General features: G+C 60.3%; 12 protein-coding genes and 2 pseudogenes. 7 read left to right on the forward strand and 7 right to left on the reverse strand.

From position 1 onward, the window contains the following. Nucleotides 1–216 precede the first annotated feature (216 nt). Nucleotides 217–468: a ferredoxin-thioredoxin reductase variable chain gene (locus tag NW808_RS02310; RefSeq protein ID WP_414396683.1), complete on the forward strand. Its 252-nt coding sequence runs from the start codon at nucleotides 217–219 to the stop codon at nucleotides 466–468. On the opposite strand, the gene NW808_RS02315 is transcribed toward NW808_RS02310, so the two are convergent. Next, complete coding sequence (locus NW808_RS02315) at nucleotides 465–938, reverse strand: phycobilisome protein (protein WP_414396686.1); 474 nt, start codon at nucleotides 936–938, stop codon at nucleotides 465–467. The genes NW808_RS02310 and NW808_RS02315 overlap by 4 nt on opposite strands. A gap of 170 nt (nucleotides 939–1108) precedes the next feature. Here NW808_RS02315 and ftsH point away from each other — a divergent pair, with 170 nt between their 5' ends. After that, nucleotides 1109–3022, forward strand: coding sequence for an ATP-dependent zinc metalloprotease FtsH (ftsH, locus tag NW808_RS02320; protein ID WP_414410693.1), 1914 nt, complete (start codon nucleotides 1109–1111; stop codon nucleotides 3020–3022). Nucleotides 3023–3097: 75 nt separating this feature from the next. On the opposite strand, the gene glgP is transcribed toward ftsH, so the two are convergent. The 3 genes from glgP to NW808_RS02335 all read right to left on the reverse strand — a co-directional run bounded on the left by glgP (nucleotide 3098) and on the right by NW808_RS02335 (nucleotide 7425). Beyond that, on the reverse strand, nucleotides 3098–5299 hold the full coding sequence (glgP, locus tag NW808_RS02325) for an alpha-glucan family phosphorylase (protein WP_414420143.1): 2202 nt from the start codon (nucleotides 5297–5299) through the stop codon (nucleotides 3098–3100). Nucleotides 5300–5590: 291 nt separating this feature from the next. Continuing rightward, the gene (locus tag NW808_RS02330; RefSeq protein WP_414420144.1) at nucleotides 5591–6694 is read right to left on the reverse strand and encodes a SpoIID/LytB domain-containing protein; all 1104 of its coding nucleotides are present in this window, start codon (nucleotides 6692–6694) and stop codon (nucleotides 5591–5593) included. 167 nt (nucleotides 6695–6861) lie between these two features. After that, a complete protein-coding gene (locus NW808_RS02335) occupies nucleotides 6862–7425 on the reverse strand; it encodes a nucleoside deaminase (RefSeq protein WP_414420145.1) in 564 nt (187 codons plus the stop codon). A 205-nt stretch (nucleotides 7426–7630) separates the two neighbouring features. Here NW808_RS02335 and NW808_RS02340 point away from each other — a divergent pair, with 205 nt between their 5' ends. From NW808_RS02340 to NW808_RS02355, 4 genes and pseudogenes are all read left to right on the forward strand, one after another. Next, nucleotides 7631–8848, forward strand: coding sequence for an HhoA/HhoB/HtrA family serine endopeptidase (locus NW808_RS02340; RefSeq protein ID WP_414420146.1), 1218 nt, complete (start codon nucleotides 7631–7633; stop codon nucleotides 8846–8848). Nucleotides 8849–8920: 72 nt separating this feature from the next. Further along, entirely contained in the window at nucleotides 8921–10498 is a 1578-nt protein-coding gene (locus tag NW808_RS02345; protein ID WP_414420147.1) for a serine/threonine-protein kinase, read from the forward strand. A gap of 497 nt (nucleotides 10499–10995) precedes the next feature. After that, nucleotides 10996–12610, forward strand: a pseudogene (locus NW808_RS02350) (cation-translocating P-type ATPase); the annotation flags it as partial. Between the two features lie 612 nt (nucleotides 12611–13222). After that, a pseudogene (locus NW808_RS02355) lies at nucleotides 13223–14434 on the forward strand (HAD-IC family P-type ATPase); the annotation flags it as partial. Between the two features lie 214 nt (nucleotides 14435–14648). On the opposite strand, the gene NW808_RS02360 reads toward NW808_RS02355, so the two are convergent. Next, entirely contained in the window at nucleotides 14649–15578 is a 930-nt protein-coding gene (locus tag NW808_RS02360; protein WP_414420148.1) for a TIGR01777 family oxidoreductase, read from the reverse strand. A gap of 197 nt (nucleotides 15579–15775) precedes the next feature. Between NW808_RS02360 and NW808_RS02365 the strand changes: the two genes are divergently transcribed. Then, entirely contained in the window at nucleotides 15776–16333 is a 558-nt protein-coding gene (locus NW808_RS02365) for a hypothetical protein (protein ID WP_414420149.1), read from the forward strand. Here NW808_RS02365 and hemB read toward each other — a convergent pair whose 3' ends face one another. Further along, nucleotides 16334–17320: a porphobilinogen synthase gene (gene hemB / locus NW808_RS02370; RefSeq protein ID WP_414420150.1), complete on the reverse strand. Its 987-nt coding sequence runs from the start codon at nucleotides 17318–17320 to the stop codon at nucleotides 16334–16336. Continuing rightward, on the reverse strand, nucleotides 17317–18228 hold the full coding sequence (locus tag NW808_RS02375) for a lysophospholipase (protein WP_414420151.1): 912 nt from the start codon (nucleotides 18226–18228) through the stop codon (nucleotides 17317–17319). Before NW808_RS02375 ends, hemB begins: the two co-directional genes overlap by 4 nt. Nucleotides 18229–18527 lie beyond the last annotated feature (299 nt).

Below are 18527 nucleotides of genomic sequence, written 5' to 3' on the forward strand. Positions count from 1 at the left end.
TTTAGGCCAAGCCAGCCGAAGGAAAAGCCAGCTTGGGCTAGCGATGCCTCCTCGCTTTACCCCGCTCTTCCCGAAACCCTAGCAGCTGCCAATCCCCCACTGGGAGCCCAAGGAAGGCAACTGCTGCCTCATACATATTTCTCTACATTCTGAAGCCTTTGTTAGGGATCGAGGTAGAGTATTTCCAGAACAATTGCCTCTTCGGGAGAGCAAAGGATGAAAGTTGGAGATCGAGTACGGGTGCGCGCCAGCGTGATTGTCTATCACCACCCGGAACATCGCAATCAACCGTTTGACCTCAAGGGCATGGAGGGAGAAGTAATAGCTGTCATCCGGGACTGGAATGGCCGCCCTGTCAGCGCCAACTTTCCCTTTCAGGTGCAGTTTGGTAACAAGTTCCGCGCCCATCTGCAGGCGGAGGAGCTGGAGCTGATCGAGGCGGCCCCCTTGCCGGAAACTCCTGCCTAGGAGAGGCCTAGCAGGGTGCGGTTGGTTTCCAGAATTGGCTGGATTAAGGCAAACTCCGCCGGGGTAAGGTACTTGGCAATCACCTCCTGCAGAAGGCGGTAGGTGGCCTCGCAACTGCGCTGCGTGCGAAAGGCCCGCATCAAGGTCTGAAACCAGTAGAGGAACCGCTCCTTGTAGCGCTGCTCATCGTCCAAAAGCATGGCCAAAGCGGAAAGACGCAAAACCCGCACTGTGTCCGCCTTCCACTTGTTGCTGAAGTCCTCTATCCCCCGCATGAGCAAGTAGGGATCCAAGGCGCGCAGCTTGGCCTCCACCTCGCCGACAATCTGGGCTTCCGCCGCTTGAATTTTGCGGTAGGCGCTTAGCCGCAACTCAAAAGAAGCTAGGTAGGCCTCCATGAACTGCATCTCCTCATCTCGGAGATAGCGTCCGTCGGCGGCCAGGCTCAATTGGCGCAGTTGGGTCAGCATCGGGATACTAGAGGAATACAGGAGGGCATTCGCTTGCTTTTAAGCCTAGCGGCAGAAGGTGTGCCATTTGATTTCCGCTGGCTTCTCAGCTAGGTTAATATTAGTTAATAGTCTGCCGGTGGGCCCAGGCACCATTGGATAGAAAGCACCCTTTGGGAGGAAACACTTCCGTGAGTCAGAAAAGTAAAAACAAAAAATGGAGGAGTGCCGGCTTGTATGCCTTGCTGGCCATCGTCTTGATCTCGCTGGCCACAACCTTCTTCGGCACCCGCCCGGCTGAGCGCCTGGAGATCAGCTACTCGGATCTCATGAGCCGCGTAGAGCGGGGCGAGGTCAGCAAGGTTTTGGTTGAGGTTACCCCTGATGGCCGCCAAATTGCCATTGCCGACGCGGAGATCAACAGCCGCGCCACTCGAGTGCAGGTCAATCTGCCCCCCCTCACTCCCGACTTTGAGAACACCTTGCTTGCCAAAGGAGTAGAACTAGCAGTGCGCCCTGTTCAGGATGAGGGTTTGCTGGGGCGCATCTTTAGCACCTTCCTTCTACCTGTTTTGCTGCTGCTGGGTCTGTTTTTCCTGCTACGGCGAGCCCAGAATGGCCCTGGCAGTCAAGCGCTTAACTTCGGCAAGTCGAGGGCGCGGGTGCAGATGGAGCCCAAAACCCAAGTTACCTTCAACGATGTGGCAGGTGTAGACCAGGCCAAGCTGGAGCTGGCGGAGGTGGTAGACTTCTTGAAAAACCCTGAGCGCTACAACGCTCTTGGGGCAAGGATCCCGCGAGGGGTGTTGCTGGTCGGCCCTCCAGGCACCGGCAAAACTCTCTTGGCCCGCGCTGTGGCTGGGGAGGCAGGGGTGCCCTTCTTTTCCATTTCCGGCTCCGAGTTTGTGGAGATGTTTGTGGGGGTAGGAGCCTCGCGCGTGCGGGATCTATTCGAGCAAGCTAAGCAAAATGCCCCCTGCATTGTCTTTATCGACGAGATCGATGCCGTTGGTCGGCAGCGGGGAGCGGGTTTGGGAGGTGGCAACGACGAGCGGGAGCAAACTCTCAACCAGCTGCTGACCGAGATGGATGGCTTTGAGGGCAACTCCGGTGTCATTGTTATTGCAGCTACCAACCGACCCGATGTGTTGGATGCAGCGCTGCTGCGACCGGGGCGCTTTGACCGCCAAGTAACGGTGGACCGCCCTGACTTCCAAGGCCGCCTGGAGATCCTCAAGGTGCATGCCCGTGGCAAAACCCTGGCCGCCGATGTGGATTTGGAGAAGTTAGCCCGCCGTACCCCTGGGTTTACGGGGGCGGATCTAGCCAACCTGCTCAACGAGGCAGCCATCTTGGCGGCCCGCCGCAACCTCACGGAGATCTCGATGGACGAGATCAACGACGCGGTGGATCGAGTACTAGCTGGCCCAGAGAAGAAAGATCGCCTCATGAGCGAGCGGCGCAAGGAGCTGGTGGCCTACCACGAGGCGGGCCACGCCCTGGTGGGAGCCCTCTTGCCCAACTACGATCCCATCCAAAAGGTCACCATCATCCCTCGCGGCCAGGCGAGCGGCCTTACCTGGTTTGTGCCCAACGATGACGACATGGGCCTGACTAGCCGTGCTCATCTCAAAAACATGATGACTGTCGCCCTAGGCGGACGGGTGGCCGAAGAGGTGGTTTACGGCGAGGCAGAGGTGACTACGGGGGCAGCCAGCGACCTGCAGCAGGTAGCCCGTATTGCCCGCAACATGGTGACTCGCTTTGGCATGAGCGACCGCCTAGGCAATGTGGCCCTGGGCCGCCAGTACGCCAACATCTTCCTAGGTCGCGAGATTGCTGCCGAGCGGGACTTCTCCGAAGAGACAGCAGCCCTTATCGACGAGGAAGTGCGGCGTCTGGTTAACGAAGCCTACCAGCGGGCTACCTATCTCATCCGGGAGAACCGCGCTCTCTTGGATCGCATTGCCCGTCGCCTGGTGGAGGCGGAAACCATCGACGGGGAAGAGCTACAGGCAATCATCGAGAGCTCTGAAGTGGTGATGCTGCCACCTGAGGAGGAGGAGCCGGTGAGCTTGCCAGTGGCCCTCAACGTCAACGCTTAGGTCTCTCTCGCTGGAGGCGAGGTGGGGGATCCCTGCTTTCCAGGCAGGGATCTCAAGTTTTTCGAGGAGGCTGCCTTAGTCGACGACAGCCGAGCCCGACAAGAGGCGGCTCACCTCTGTTTCGGTGGCCCGAGGCTCGTACATCTTCACCACGTATTCAGCCACCATGCGGTCGGTGTTGAAAACCGGGTTGAGCGTGCGGATCGCCTCCTTCATGCGGGCAACCCAGCGGCGCGGGATCCCCTTTTCATCCCGCTCGTAGAACATGGGGATGATCTCGTACTCCAACACATCGTAGAGGGAGTTGGCATCCAGTTCATCTTGGATGGCGGGATCTAGGCCTTCAATGGCTTGTCCAATGGCCCAGCCGTTGCGACCGTTGTAGCCCTCAGGCCACCACCCATCCAAAACCGAGAGGTTGAGCCCGCCGTTGAAGCCCACCTTTTGCCCAGAGGTGCCCGAGGCTTCAAGAGGGCGCCGCGGGGTGTTTAGCCACAGATCCACCCCTTGGATCAAGTTGCGGCTGACGTAGGCATCGTAATTTTCAATAAAGGCAACCCTGTGGGCCACCTCAGGCCGATTTGACCATTCGACTACCCGTTGGATGAGGCGCTTACCCTCTTCATCTCGCGGGTGAGCCTTGCCAGCAAAGATAATTTGCACAGGGTATTCTTTGTTGGTGAAGATGCGGGTAACCCGCTCCAAATTCCGCAAGATGAGGTCTCCTCGCTTGTAGGTGCTAAAGCGCCGGGCAAACCCAATCGTCAGGATCTTGGGATCCAGCAACTGGTTGACAGCCTGAATGCGCTCGTTGCTCTCTCCGCGGCTGCGCCGCGCCCGCAACACCCGGTGACGGGTAAAAGCCACCAGCCGCTCCCGCAGGGCTTCTTTGCACCGCCACAGTTCCTCATCAGGTATTTCCTCTACCTTGGCCCACAGCTCCGGGTCGGATACCCGCTCGGGCCAGTCGGGACCTAGGTATTGGTTGTAGAGGTTCCAGAAAAGAGGAGCAACCCAGGTGCGGGCGTGAACCCCATTGGTAATGGAGCCAATGGGCACCTCATCCACGGAGCGCTCTGGGTAGAGCACATGCCACATCTGGCGTGAGACCCGACCATGCAACTGGCTTACTCCGTTAGCCGCACGTGCGTAGCGCAAAGCCAGCACCGTCATGTTGAAGGGCTCCCAGGGATCCCCGCCGCGCCGCGCTCCCAGAGCCAAAAACTGCTCCCGCGTCAGGCCTAGTTGCGGCCAGAAAGAGGCAAAGAACGCATCCATCTCGCTGGGGCTGAAGGCATCGTGGCCAGCCGGCACCGGTGTGTGAGTGGTGAACACACATTTCTCGCGCACCTTGGCCTCTGCTGCCTCAAAGGGCGTGCCCCGCGCCACCTCCTCCCGCAGCAGCTCCAGGGTTAGGAAGGCGGAATGCCCCTCGTTCATGTGGTAGACCATGGGATCCAAGCCCAGCTGGCGCAGCAGCCGTACCCCGCCAATGCCGAGGACGCACTCCTGGGCAAGGCGCGTGTCGGTGCCCCCGCCATAGAGGTGGGCGGTGATCCAGCGGTCAATAGGATCGTTCTCCGGCAGGTTAGTGTCTAAGAGGAAAAGGGGAACCCGGCCCACATCGACCCGCCAGGCGCGCACCTTGACCAACCGCTGCCGCATTGACAGCTCCACCAGTAGGGGGCTGCCATCTGGCCGCCGCACTAGCGTTAGGGGCAGGGAGTCAACCTCACAGTCTTCGTAGAGCTCCCCTTGCCAGCCGCTGATGTCCAGGCGCTGCTGAAAATAGCCTTGACGGTAGAGCAACCCCACGCCCACCATCGGCACCCCTAGATCGGAGGCGGATTTGAGGTGATCGGCAGCCAGCATGCCCAGGCCACCGGAGTAGATCGGCAAGGACTCGTGTAGACCGTACTCAGCGCAGAAATAGGCAATAGGGCGCTGCCAGTCGTAGGTTTTCATGGTGCGCTTGGCCCAGGTATCCTCAGCTGCCATGTACTTGCGATAGGCTTGCACCATCCGATTGAGGGTGTTGAGATAGTTGACATCGGTGGCCAAGGCCGCCAAGCGCAAGTAAGAAACCTCCTCCAGCATGCGCACTGGATTGTGGGAGGTTTTTTCCCAGAGGGCGGGATCCATTTCCCGGAAAATGGTGAGGTGATCCGGGTTCCAAGTCCACCAGTAGTTGCGGGCAATCTCGCACAAAGGGGCAAGCGCCGGCGGCAGGGCCGGGCAACGTTCGGGAAAAGCAGAGGCTAGAGCAGCAAGGGACATAGGATAGATACCTGGGGCGGCGGAGTTTGATTGTACTTGGTAAGCGTTTCTAACTGATTTTAGATTCAGCAGGATCTCTACAACCTGCAGTAGCTCCAAGCCAGATTTCCTCAGCCTTTATTATCCCAGCAGCTCAGCTTTCAATCTCAAAGAGGGCCACTGGCCAGTCTTCGGCCCGTCTGGAGAGATGGCGCTGCATCAGGTTAACAGAGGGTAATTGCCACAAGCTCGGAAAAGCTTTAGCTGCCTTCGCTACCAAATGAGTTCTTCCGATAGGAGCTCCCACTGAACCTAGCGTCCCTCCACCACGGCCAAGCTGGTGTTGCGGTAGTAGTGGCTGAGGATCTGTTGGTAGGAGTAGTTTTGGCTAGCCAGGGCGGCAGCTCCCCACTGGCTCATGCCCACTCCGTGCCCGTAGCCGCGCCCTTGGATCTCGAAGAAAGCAGGGAAGCTTGCCCTAGCAGGAGTCAGGCTGGCGGTGGTGGCTGTCTCCCCACGCGGGCTGATGGTGATCATTGTGCTGCGCAACCCCAGGGCCTTGCGAAACTCGTTACCCCTGATGTCTTTACTGCCCTGGGATCCCACTAGGCGCAGGGTAATGGCCCGTCCCCAAGGGGAGCTGCGCAGGATCTCGATGGAACGGATGGCACCGATCCCGTCGGCCAGCCGCTGGATCTGGTGAGCAGGAATGGTGGCCGTCCAGCTAAACACGGGCGAGTGGTGATCGAAGTCGGGCACCCCCTGCAAGTAGGGCTGCGACTCCAGCCAAACATTGCCGGCATCGTCTGTGTGCCCCCCACTGGAGGAGTGGAAAACAGCGTTGATCAACTGCCCCTGGTGGACGAGAACCTGCCCGGCCGTCTCGCGGGCCGCTGCTTGGGTGCGGTTGGATTCAGCCGCCACCCCCTTGTAGACCTGCCAATCGACGCCATTTCCGATGTCAAAAGGCTGGTGGGAACGGCGACTGCGATGGTAGAGGGCATAGGTGCGGGAGGCCACGGCTTGGGCTTTGAGGGCCTCCATCGGGAAGCGGTGTCCCATCTCGCTGCCCACCACACTGGAAACGTAGTCCTCCAAACCTACTTGATTGATAGCGATCACTCCCCTCTCGCCGGGGATCAGCTCTGCCCAGCCGCGGTACCAGTTCTGGTCAATGAACACCAGCCCCTCCGGCTCCGTAGGCTGGAGATAGAGGCGCTCTGCCTGGTGACCAGCTACGCTTACTGCTGAGCCTACCCGAATGGCCTGAAGGGGCTGCATGGCCGGGATCTCAGCTAGCAGCTGGCCTTGGGGGTCTAGGAGACGGGCCGGAGTAGAGCTGCCAAGCCTAACCTGTGGCTTGTTGACGGCAATTCCCACCCGCAGCAGCACCCGCGCCTGAACTGGGAAGGTCAAGCAAAGCCAAGCCCAAACCAGAAGGCCAGCTAGCCGAGCTAGTGGAGCAGAAAACTGCTTTTCAGGCACAGCCCCTATCCTCCGCAATAGACTACTTCGGAAGCAGAAAACCTCCTTGAAGGGTGCAAGATTGCCCGCAAAGCTGCCCAACCCGTTATGACGATATATCAAAAACTGCCTACGGAGGCACTTCCTTGGGTTCTCGCTCCCCACAAAGAGCTCCCCCGCCGGCGGCTAAACCACTCCTGCAACAGACGACGACACTCAGCCTCGCAGACCCCCCCGATGACTTCTGGGCAATGGAAGCTGGCAGCAGAAGCAGGCAAGTTGAGCACACTGCGCAGTGCGCCGGCCTTGGGATCGTCAGCACCATAGATCACCTGGGCCAGCCGCGATTGGCTGATCGCCCCCGCACACATGGGGCAGGGCTCCAGGGTCACGTACAGCCGACAGCCCTGCAACTGCCAATCGCCCAGACGCTGCCCTGCCTGCCGCAGGGCCAAAATCTCTGCGTGGGCCGTGGGATCCCGATCCCGCTCCCGCCGGTTGCCGCTCAGGGCCAGCAACTCTTCCCCTGGCCCGACCACCAGGGCTGCCACGGGCACCTCGCCCGCCTCCCCCGCTTGCCTAGCTTCTTCTAGAGCTAACTGCATCCAGGCGCGGTGGCGCTGCCACGGATCCCGCTCCTGGGGCAAAAAAGAGGGGATCTTGCCCAAATTGCCGATCGTCATTGACCGTTTGAGCACTGCTGTTGCCCGCTAGATTTGCTAAGTTGAGCACAGGGCTCTCACCCATCTAAAGGGTAACTGGGGGCCAGGTAGGATAGGGTATAGAGGCGGGGTTAACCAAGCTGGCCTTAGTCAGCGGATTGGGTCTAAGCCTTCCCTATCCTTGCATTCGTTTTCTTGGCAATAGGGCTTAGCTGTGGGAGGGATCATGGCGCGGCTTTTACGGCAAACACTTCTGGCAATGGCTTTGTTTAGCGGCGGCCTCGCCTACGGAGTTTGGCTGTCGTCGCCAAGGGGGCAGGAGTGGCTGCAGCAAACTCCCCTTGCCTCTTGGTCGCAGCGGACCAGTGAGGGGGTGGGATCCCTTCTGCCTCGCCCCGAGGCTGCCAATTCTGCCGCTCCTGCTGACGCCGTCCGGCCCTCCAATTTTATTGCCGCGGTTGCCCAAAAGGTGGGGCCGGCAGTGGTGCGCATCGACGCCACCCGCACCGTGGCCAGCCCCCTTGATCCTGAGCTGTTTAACCAGCCCCTGTTCCGCCACTTCTTCCCGCAACTGCCGCAAGAGTTCCAGCAGGAAGGCACCGGATCCGGATTCATCATCGACGCCGACGGCTTGATCCTCACCAATGCCCACGTGGTGGAGGGTAGCGAGCGGGTTAGGGTGCATCTGCTCGATGGGCGCACCTTCGAAGGGAAAGTCAAAGGCTCAGACCCGGTGACCGACATCGCGGTGATCCAGATCGAGGGAGAAAATCTGCCCACGGTGACCCTGGGCAACTCTGACCAGGTGCGGCCAGGAGACTGGGCCATTGCCATTGGCAACCCACTGGGCCTGGACAACACGGTAACGGTGGGGATCATCAGTGCTGTCGGACGCTCCTCTGGGCAAATCGGGGCTGCCAACAAGCGGGTGACCTTCCTGCAAACCGACGCTGCCATCAACCCTGGCAACTCTGGCGGTCCCTTGCTGGATGCGGAAGGTCGGGTTATTGGGGTGAATACGGCCATTTTCCAGCGGGCTCAGGGTGTTGGCTTTGCCATTCCCATCAACCGCGCCATGGAAATTGCCGAGCGGCTGATCCGCGACGGCCGGGTGGAGCACGCCTTCCTGGGTATTCGCATGATTACCCTCAACCCCGATTTGGTAGCCCGCCTCAACCGCGACCCAGCGCGGCTCAGCCCGCTGACGGTGCAGGAAGGGGTGTTGATTGGGGAGGTGGTTCCGGGCTCGCCGGCTGAGCAAGTTGGCCTGCGCGAAGGGGATGTCATTGTCGAGATCGACGGCCAACCTATTCGCGACGCCGAGCAGGTGCAGCAGTTGGTGGATGCCGCCGGCGTGGGCAAGACCCTGACGCTGCGGGTCATCCGCGATGGACAAGTGCGCATCTTCCAGGTGAAAACGGGGGTGCTGCCCCCAGACTTCTAGGGAGCTTTCCAAGCCCTCAAGTCATTGATCCCCGTAGCAGAATGACTCTAAGAGCGGGGGAGAGGGGTGGGCATGGCTTGGGCAGTTGGCGAACACTTGCAGGGGGGGCGCTACCGCATCGAGGCTGTTTTTGGGGAGGGGGGCTTTGGCATCACCTACCGGGCTTGGGATAGCGTTCGCGCCGAGCAGGTGGTTATCAAGGTCTTGAGCGACAGCCTCCGCAAGGATCCAGACTATCCTCGCTTTCAACAAAACTTCATGAACGAGGCGCTGCAACTGGCCCGCTGCCGTCACCCCCACGTGGTGAAGGTGGAGGAGGTCATTTGGGAGCGGGATTGTTGGTGCATTGTGATGGAGTACGTTCGCGGCCAGACGCTGCACCAGCTTCTGCACCAAAAGGGGCCGTTGCCCCTGCCAGAGGCTCTGCGCCTGACGCGGGAGGTGGGATCTGCCCTCATGTGCTTGCACGAACAGGGGATCCTGCACCGCGATGTAAAGCCCGCCAACATCCTGGTGCGGGAGGGATCCGGCCAGGCCGTGTTGATCGACTTCGGGCTAGCGCGGACTTATAGGCAGGGGCTCATCCAACGCCACACCTCCTACGGCACCGATGGCTATGCTCCCCTGGAGCAGTACGACAGCCTGCGCCGCCGCGGGGCTTTTACCGATGTCTACGCCTTGGCTGCTACCCTCTACACCATGCTGACAGGGATGGTGCCCCTCTGTGCGCCGGTGCGGGCCACAGGTCGGCAGTTGGATCCTCCCCGCCGCCTCAACCCCAGCATTCCTGAAGATGTGGAGGCTGCTATCCTCAAGGGAATGGCCCTCCACCCCGAAGACCGCCCGCAAACGGTAGCTGAGTGGCTGGCCCTGCTGCCGGCAGAGTCAGCCCTGCAAGAGAAGCAGCCAGCTACCTTTGAGCCTGCCATCCGCACCCAAGAACTGCGGGAACTGGAACAGCTTCTGGCCCAGCAGCAACCCCAAGATGAGCTGGAGCAGCTCCTGGCCAACCACTCTGCGGAAGAGCTGGAGCAAATGGTGGCACCCCCCACCCCTGCCCCAACAAAAGGGGAGGCGGGATCCAGAGCCCTGATTTTCCCTGAGGTTTCTCGAGAGGGATCCCTGCCTGCAACTCTCCCCTGGCCAGACTGGGTGGGAGAAGCGGCGCCTGCCCTGCAAGGGCTGTGGGATCGGCTGCGGGCCGGCCAGTGGGGGGAAGCTGATCGGTGGACGACGGCTTTGATGCTCAAACTCAGTGGGCGCTCCCAGGTAGGCTTTTTCGATCCCAAGGATGTTGAGGCTTTCCCCTGCCCCATGTTGCGGCTCATCGACCAACTCTGGAGGCAGGCCAGCCATGGGCACTTTGGCTTTACTGTCCAGAAGCAGCTCTGGCAGGAGTGTGATTCGAAGGGAAGAGGAGGGCTTAGTTCGAGATCCTTCTCAGCTTTGCCCCGCGAAGAGTACATGGGAGAAAGAGTCGGCTGGTGGGTGCAGGGCCGCTGGCTGGGGTACGAGGAGCTTGAAACCAACCTGGAAGCGCCCAAGGGCCATCTGCCAGTGGGCTTTTTCTGGGGCTACTCAGGAGGAGTGCGCGCGGCCCTACTGATGCTAGATCGAGCGGTGCTGAAAAAGTTCAAAGCTTGCCTGTAAATAGAGCACCCCTCTTGGGGAGAAGGGCTGGGGGGTAAGGCAACAGGTGCACTTTGGCTAGCTACACGGAGTAGCGCTCCCGCTAGAGGAAATGAGAGGGCCAGCTTCCCGTCGTAGGCAAACTCTGCTATGGTCAGGGGACAGCAGGTGTAGCTGTCATGGCAAGCTGGCAGGGGCTTGGACTGCATGGCTGCTGAGAGGTCTTCCGCTAGCACCGGTGCCTGCTTGCGGGCTGCGGCTGCCGTTTTGGAAGTCGGCAGGGAAGAGGCATCCCCCAAAGCAAACACATTGGGATAGCGGGGGTGTTCCACGCCCACTTGTCCATCTTCACTCATCCTCCAGGGGCGGCCAAGAGGCTGCGCTTGACGCTTGCCTCAGGGTTGGAGGGAGCCGCTTGGGGAGCGTCTTGCTGGGAAGGGGCAGACGGCATCCGCTAGGCTGTCAGAGAGAAGAGCGGGAAGCTCCTCCTACTGTTGTGTTGTGGTGACTCACCGATCATGGCAAGATCCTCATCCCCTGAGCTGCTCCCGGCCCTTGCCTGGCATGCTCTGCCAGAGGAGCAAGCCATCCAGAAACTTTTCGGAGAGGAGCTGTCTTTGGCAGGGCTGTTGGAAAAGGGCCTCTCTCAAGCCGAGGTGGCCCGGCGGCAGCAGCAATATGGCCCCAATGAGCTGAAGGCCAAGGCAGCTACCCCGGCCTGGCTTAAGTTCCTGCAGCAGTTTAACCAGTCGCTGCTCTACATCCTGCTGGTGGCCGGGGCAATCAAGGCGTTCCTGGGATCCTGGCGCAACGCCATCGTGATCTGGGCGGTGGTGGTGATCAACGCCCTCATCAGCTACATCCAAGAGTCCAAAGCGGAGGAGGCCATTGCTGCCCTGGCCAAGTCGGTGGCCACTGAAGTCACCGTGATGCGGGAGGGGCAGAAAGTGCGGGTGCCCTCACGGGAGCTGGTGCCGGGGGATGTGGTGCTCTTGAGCTCGGGAGACCGGGTGCCCGCCGACCTGCGCCTGGTGAGCGTGCGCAACTTGCGGGTGGACGAATCGGCCCTCACGGGAGAATCGGTGCCGGTGGAAAAACGGCTGGGATCCCTCCCCGAAGACACGCCGTTGGCCGAGCGCCAGAACATGGCCTATGCCGGCAGCTTCGTGACCTTTGGCCAAGGGGCGGGGGTGGTGGTGGCCATCGGTAACCAGACCCAAACAGGCCGCATCTCCAAGCTGATCGAGGAAAGGGGATCCCTGCAAACTCCCCTGACACGTAAGTTTGAGGCGTTCAGCCTGACTTTGCTGAAAATTATCCTCACCTTGGCTGCGCTTACTTTCCTGGTGGGGCTGGTGCAGGGCCAGGCGGCAGCGAGTGTCTTTGAGGCAGCGGTGGCGCTGGCGGTGAGTGCTATCCCCGAAGGGTTGCCGGCAGTAGTTACCGTAACCCTGGCCATTGGGGTTTCCCGTATGGCCCGACGCCATGCCATTATCCGCAAGTTGCCGGCGGTAGAAACTCTAGGCAGCGCCACGGTGATTTGCTCGGACAAAACCGGCACCCTTACAGAAAACCAGATGACGGTGCAGGCCATCTACGCCGGCTCCCAGCTCTACCGGGTTACCGGCAGCGGCTACAGCCCCCAGGGCCAGATCCTGTCCCCGGCGGCTGATTCCCCCATCGAAATCCATCAATTGCCTGCTCTTGAGGCTTGCCTCGTAGCTGGCTGCCTCTGCAACGACACCCGCCTCCAACCCAAGGACAAGGGCCAGTGGGAAGTTGTAGGGGATCCCACCGAGGCGGCTCTGCTTGTGGCGGCTCAGAAAGGGGGTTTGGATCGAGAAGATCTGCAGCGCTGCCGCCCTCGCCTAGATACCCTCCCCTTTGAATCCCAGTTTCAGTACATGGCTACCTTACACAGGGTGGGGCCGGAGGAGCATTGCATTGACGTCAAGGGATCCGCAGAAGCTCTCTTGCTGCGCTGCTGCAGCCGGATGGGATCCCAAGGGGAGATCCAGCCCTTGGAGGCAGAGCCGATTCGCCAGCAGGTAGGCCTTGGCGCTGCAGGGGCTGCGAGTTCTGGTCTTTGCCCAATTGACCGGGTGCAGGGATCATGTAGCCGTGGCGATAGGCTCCTACAAGTTCTAGGCCTGTCGCTTCTGCTTTGGAAAACAGAGTCGGGAGCACCACGTAGTTTGGCGCCCAACTTGGGATGGGGATGTAGAGCCTTTTTAGCTTGTATCTTCTCTCTCTCTCTGCTCCTTCCCCTTCTCCTCCTTGTTGTTGCCCCCCTTCTTCTCCTCCCGACTCCTCTATGTTCCTATCGGCCCTCCAGCTCCCAAGCCGGTAATAGATAATCTCGCGGGTTTCAGTTTCTCCCCCTTCCTCACCTTCTTCTGGTCGGGGTTGACCTCCTTCTTCCTCGGATGCTTCTCCACCTACCTTAATTTGCTTAACTATAACTACCTTATATGTCGTCCTCAGTTGCCCTGTCTAAGCCGAGAAGCCTACCAGTCCGCTCTAGGCAACGGCTTAGAATCGGTATCGATTTATACATCCGCCTCCTTGAGCCTTTCTCAGGGTTGATGACCAACACCTTGAGGCGGTGTTCACCTAGTTTATAGACCAACCTTCCGGGCATAGTCCTCTTCTTGCAAGCCGATAGTCTGCGCCAGGGTAGCACGCTTGACCTAACTGACTCAACTACCCGGCCCTAATAAGGCGCAATCAAAAAGTCCTTGCGGTAAAACCGTCCCCAGCAGCCAAACTCAGGTGGATCACTCAGATCTAGAGGAAGGGCTGATTTTCTTGGGCTTGCAGGGGATGATTGATCCGCCGCGGCCGGAGGCCATTGCCGCCGTGCGTTCCTGTCAAACGGCTGGGATGCAGGTGAAGATGATCACCGGCGACCATGTGCTCACCGCCCAAGCCATTGCCGAGCAGATGGGGCTGGGGGGTGGCAAACCGGTGAAAGCCTACAGCGGCCGGGATCTGGAGCAGCTCGGCCCAGAGGAGTTTGTTACCGCCGCCAAAGAGGGATCTGTCTTTGCGCGGGTGGCCCCGGAGCAAAAGCTGCGCCTGGTGGAAGCTCTGCAGTCGCAGGGCCATATCGTGGCCATGACTGGCGATGGAGTTAACGACGCCCCGGCCTTGAAGCAGGCGGACGTGGGGATCGCCATGGGAAGGGGTGGCACCGAAGTGGCCAAAGCCGCCGCCGACATGATCTTGACCGATGACAACTTTGCCTCCATCGAGGCCGCCGTCGAAGAGGGGCGCACCGTTTACAACAACCTGCTCAAGGCCATCGCCTTCACTCTGCCGGTGAACGGAGGGGAGTCAATGACCCTTCTCCTCAGCGTCCTCCTCAACCGCGAGCTGCCCATTTTGGCCATCCAGGTGTTGTGGCTCAACATGATCAACTCCATCACCATGACAGTGCCCCTCTCCTTTGAGCCCAGCACGGGGCGGGAGATGACCCAACCACCGCGGGATCCCGACGCCAATTTGCTTTCTCCCCGGCTGCTGCAGCGCATTCTGCTGGTTTCAGCCTTTAACTGGCTCTTGATCTTCGGGGTTTTTGAATACATCGAACAAACCACCGGCAACCTCAACCTGGCCCGCAGCATGGCCATTCAGGCGCTGGTGATTGGGCGCATCTTCCACTTGCTCAGCCTCAGCCAGGCTATCCCTACCCTCTTGGGCCGCGGGCGCGCCAGCCAGTTGGAACGCCACGAACGCCTAATGGATGTGGCGGCTATCACCATCGGCATTGGAGCGGCCATCCTGCTGCAGATCCTCTTCAGCCAATGGAGCCTGTTCAACGCTCTCTTCGACACAGCACCGCTAGCTTGGGAGCAGTGGGGCTTCTGCCTGGTGGTGAGCCTGCCCATGATTGGGGTGGCAGCGCTGGCCAACCGGGTGGATCCGGGAGGAGTCTCGCTGGCCCGCTCCCGCTAGCTGGCTCTTTCCAACTCCAGAGGAGACCAAGGGGGTGCCTTCAGCAGGCTTGGCGGGATCCCTGTTGGGGAAAAGCTAAACGCCGCTTCTATATCCGAGAGGCCTTTCGGAGGGCGCAGCGGTGTCTGGATTTTTGCCCGCAGGGATCCAAAGGAGCTTCCCCACAATTCTCCGCTGCTGGAGCAGTGGTGGGTTTGGCCATCTTCGACTGCGCTTAGCGGTTGACCTGGGGGATGAGGAGTTGCCGCAAGGCTTCTTTGAGATGGGGATATTGGAAGGTGAACCCCAGCTGCAGCGCGGCTTGGGGGATCACTTTCTGCCCCGTTAGAACCACCTGAGCTGCTTCGCCCAGCAGCAGTTCTAAGGCTAGGGCTGGTACCGGCAGCCACGAGGGGCGGGCCAGAACTTGCCCCAACGTGCGGCAGAACTCTTCCATTGGCACTGGGTTAGGGGCAGTGGCGTTGAAGACGCCGGATCCCTGCTGCAGCAGGAAGCAGACTAGACTCACCCAGTCGTCGCGGTGGATCCAGGAGACCCACTGCTTGCCAGAGCCAATGGGGCCGCCGAGGAAGAACTGAAAGGGGGCAAGCATTTGACCCAGGGCTCCTCCATCGGGCCCTAGGACAATTCCTGTGCGCAGGATGGCCAAGCGGATCCCCAGCTCCTCAGCCGGGCGGGCAGCCGCTTCCCAGGCCTGACAGACTTCTGCCAAAAAGCCCTGGCCAGGGGGATCTGCCTCCGTCAGGGGCTCTCCTTCGGGTCGGGATCCGTAGTAGCCCACCGCCGAGCTGCTGATCAGCACCTGGGGCTTCTGGCCAAGGGAGGCGAGGGCTTGGACAAGGGCCTGGGTGGTCTCCACGCGGCTGCGGCGGATCTCTCTTTTCTTAGCTTCTGTCCAGCGGGAAGAAGCCAGGGGCTCTCCGGCCAAGTTGACAACTGCCTCGTACCCTTCCAAAGCTGAGGCCCAGCTTTGCGGTTGATAGGGATCGTACCCCAGCAGCTTGAGGTTGGGGGAGGCTCCCAGAACGCGGCGGGCCTGCTCAGGGCGGCGGCTCAAAACCAACACCTCATCTCCTCGCTCCAGCAGGTGGGCCACCAAGCGGCGCCCGATAAAGCCACTCCCACCCGTAACCGCTATGCGCATAGGCGGATCCCGACTCCTTGCATTCCCCCTGTCGAACCTCTAGCCTAGCGCGTCTGCGGTTTACCCCGCCTCCGCCGCGCTGAGTTGGCGCTAAAAGACAGAAAAGTCGTGGGCCAGCCCCTGACATGCTCGGAAAAATCGGCTTCAATAAGCCCTAGCTGCGCTTCCTGGTAGCAGCGGCGGCTCTTTACCTCCTTATGCCACTCAAGTCTGCTTCCCGCACTCTGGCTCGCTCCTTGCCTCTACAGGTGGAGCAAGTTGCTGGGCCTAGACTGCGCCTTTCCAGTCGCTCCCAGGGATCCTTAGCTCGGGTGCGGGGGCAGGGAACGCTAGCTGCCAACCGACGGACGATCCCTGTCCGGCCTTCTAGAACCTCGCCCCGACTGCGGAGACGGCCAGAGCCTCAAGCTTGGGAACTGCTCTGTCGCATCGGAGTGAATCTCCTGTTTACGGCGGCTGCCCTGGGCGGTCTGTACCGCCTTTTGCCTGTACAACTAGCCCAGCATCACCGTCTAAAGGTTTTGGAGCAGAACCTCGAAGTCCTCTCAGCGCGAATCTCGCGACTGCGGGAGGAGTTGGATCGCGGCATGGATCCCTTGCAGCAGCAGGCCCTCATCAAGGAACGCCTCAACCGAGTGCCGCCGGATCAAATCCAGGTGCGCCTGGTGGATCCCAGCGCTCTAGTAGCCGACACGGAGAAAGAGGCGCCTCTTGCCTGGATTGGACAATCTCCCCAGTTGTCTAGAAGGCCTTAGCTAGGACTGCCGCAAAAGCAGGGCCGCCTCCTTGGCGAAGTAGGTGAGGATCATGTCAGCGCCGGCTCGCTTCATGGCCAAGAGCGATTCCATCATCACTTTCTTGCCGTCGATCCAGCCCTTTTGCTCGGCAGCCTTAATCATGGCGTATTCGCCGCTAACGTTGTAGGCGGCCACAGGCAGATTTGTTGCTTCCTTAACCCGATAGATGATGTCCAGGTAGGCCAAGGCCGGCTTTACCATCACCATGTCCGCCCCTTCCGCCTCGTCCAGCTCCACTTCTCTGAGGGCCTCGCGGGCGTTGGCGGGATCCATCTGATAAGTTTTCTTGTCCCCCCACTTGGGCGCAGATCCCAGGGCATCGCGAAAAGGGCCGTAGAAGGCAGAGGCATACTTGGCCGAGTAGGCCAGGATGGCCACGTCGGTGTAGCCTTGCTCGTCCAGGGCCTTGCGAATGGCGCCGACGCGACCGTCCATCATGTCGGAGGGGGCAACGATATCGGTTCCCGCTTCCGCTTGCGAGAGGGCCTGCTTAACCAGCACCTCCACTGTCTCGTCGTTGAGGATCACCCCGTCCCGCACGATGCCGTCGTGGCCCTCGCTGCTGTAGGGATCCAAGGCCACATCCGTGATCACCAGGATCTCGGGGATTTCCTGCTTCAGCCGCCGCACCGCCCGCTGGATCAACCCTTCTGGGTTAAAGGACTCCCGCCCCGTGGGATCCTTTTTCTCTTCCGGCACCACTGGGAAGAGAGCCACCGCAGGGATCCCCAAGTTGGCTGCTTCCTCCACCTCCTTCAGGAGCAGATCCAGAGTGTAGCGGTAGCAGCCGGGCATGGATCCCACTTCCTGCCGCTGGTTCTCTCCCTCCATAACAAACAGCGGGTAGATGAGATCCTGCACCCGCAGGTGGGTTTCCTGAACCAGTTGGCGAAGGGCCTCAGTGCGCCGCAGCCGGCGGGGACGGTAGATCAGGTCTTGGCTCATGGGAGCAAGCAGAAAGAGGGCCTCTCTATTTTGCCACGAAGGCCTAAGCGGCAGGGAAAGTGCCGATCCAGCCACTGGCAGAGAGTCTCCTGGACGGCTTCGGCTTGGCAGTCGTGTAAAAGGTCGTGGCGTGAGCAGGAGAAATCGTAGATCTCTCCCTGGGGCAGCCGGCGGGCAAACTCCACGGCGCCGGCAGGGTTGACGACGATATCGGCGGAGGTGTAGAGCACCAGAACCGGCAGCTCCAGGCGGTGGGCCTGCTCAAGGCAGCGCTGCCCGCTACGCACCAACTCCGCCGTAAACCGGGCCCGGGTAACGCCACACACGTAAGGATCTGCAGCCAAGACCGCCTGCTGCTCCGGTAGGGAAGTCACCCGCACCGGCTCGTAGAGGCCAGTCAGGGCCAACTGGGGCAAAACCTTGTCCAAAACCTGCAGAAGACCCCAGGTAAAGCGGTTGAAATAGTGGTCGATACGAAAGGCAGGGGAGATGAGGATCAGCCCCTGCACTTGGTCGGGGTGAGCGAGCGCGTATTCCGTAGCCCAATTGGCCCCTGCGCTGTACCCGCACCAGACTTGGAGGATCCCTGGCTGGGGCCAAACTTGCTCGACGATTGCCTCTAGATCCGCCTGGTACTGACTAAAGTGCTCGATCCAACAGCGGATGCCATCTGAGCGTCCAAATCCCCGCATGTCAGGCGCCAAAACCTCCCAGCCCCGGGCCACTAGTTCTTCCGCCAAGGGGCCAAACCCGCCGCTGTGATCCCCTTTGCCGTGCAACAGCAACACCCGCCCGCGCGGGGATCCCGGTGACCAGTGGCGGAGAAAAACCGCAGTGCCGTCCGAAAGCTGCAGTTCCCGGGATCGATAGATCTCTTGAGGCGACGGAGGTCTTGTCTGACTTGGCAACCGCTCCTCTGGAGCCTCCCAGTGACCTAACTGACGACCTGGATGACTGGACAAGTCGAAGGGCATAGGCAGATGAGATACCAGCCGGCAAAGCCGTAGATCCCATTTTCCCGCTCCCCTGTCGCTGAGCGACTGCCATGTTGCTTTTCGCTTTAAAACATTTCTTAACGATTTCGCCTCTTGCCGGGGATCCGTGTCAGGTCAAGCTTTCTGCTTTTTCCGGGAGCAGGGGGGAAAGAGTTTTCGGGTTAAAAAGAGGCGCTGGGGAGGTATGATCCTGTGAAGAAGTTTTGCCAAGC

This window comes from Synechococcus sp. W70.1 (assembly GCF_047461515.1).
In the GTDB taxonomy this organism is placed as follows: Bacteria; Cyanobacteriota; Cyanobacteriia; order Thermostichales; family Thermostichaceae; genus Thermostichus.

Bases quoted from the DNA above. Each gene is read 5' to 3' on its own strand.
- NW808_RS02310 (WP_414396683.1), top strand. From the start codon at position 217: ATGAAAGTTGGAGATCGAGTACGGGTGCGCGCCAGCGTGATTGTCTAT.
- NW808_RS02315 (WP_414396686.1), bottom strand. From the start codon at position 938: ATGCTGACCCAACTGCGCCAATTGAGCCTGGCCGCCGACGGACGCTAT.
- glgP (WP_414420143.1), bottom strand. From the start codon at position 5,299: ATGTCCCTTGCTGCTCTAGCCTCTGCTTTTCCCGAACGTTGCCCGGCC.
- NW808_RS02335 (WP_414420145.1), bottom strand. From the start codon at position 7,425: ATGACGATCGGCAATTTGGGCAAGATCCCCTCTTTTTTGCCCCAGGAG.
- NW808_RS02340 (WP_414420146.1), top strand. From the start codon at position 7,631: ATGGCGCGGCTTTTACGGCAAACACTTCTGGCAATGGCTTTGTTTAGC.
- NW808_RS02345 (WP_414420147.1), top strand. From the start codon at position 8,921: ATGGCTTGGGCAGTTGGCGAACACTTGCAGGGGGGGCGCTACCGCATC.
- NW808_RS02360 (WP_414420148.1), bottom strand. From the start codon at position 15,578: ATGCGCATAGCGGTTACGGGTGGGAGTGGCTTTATCGGGCGCCGCTTG.
- NW808_RS02365 (WP_414420149.1), top strand. From the start codon at position 15,776: ATGCCACTCAAGTCTGCTTCCCGCACTCTGGCTCGCTCCTTGCCTCTA.
- hemB (WP_414420150.1), bottom strand. From the start codon at position 17,320: ATGAGCCAAGACCTGATCTACCGTCCCCGCCGGCTGCGGCGCACTGAG.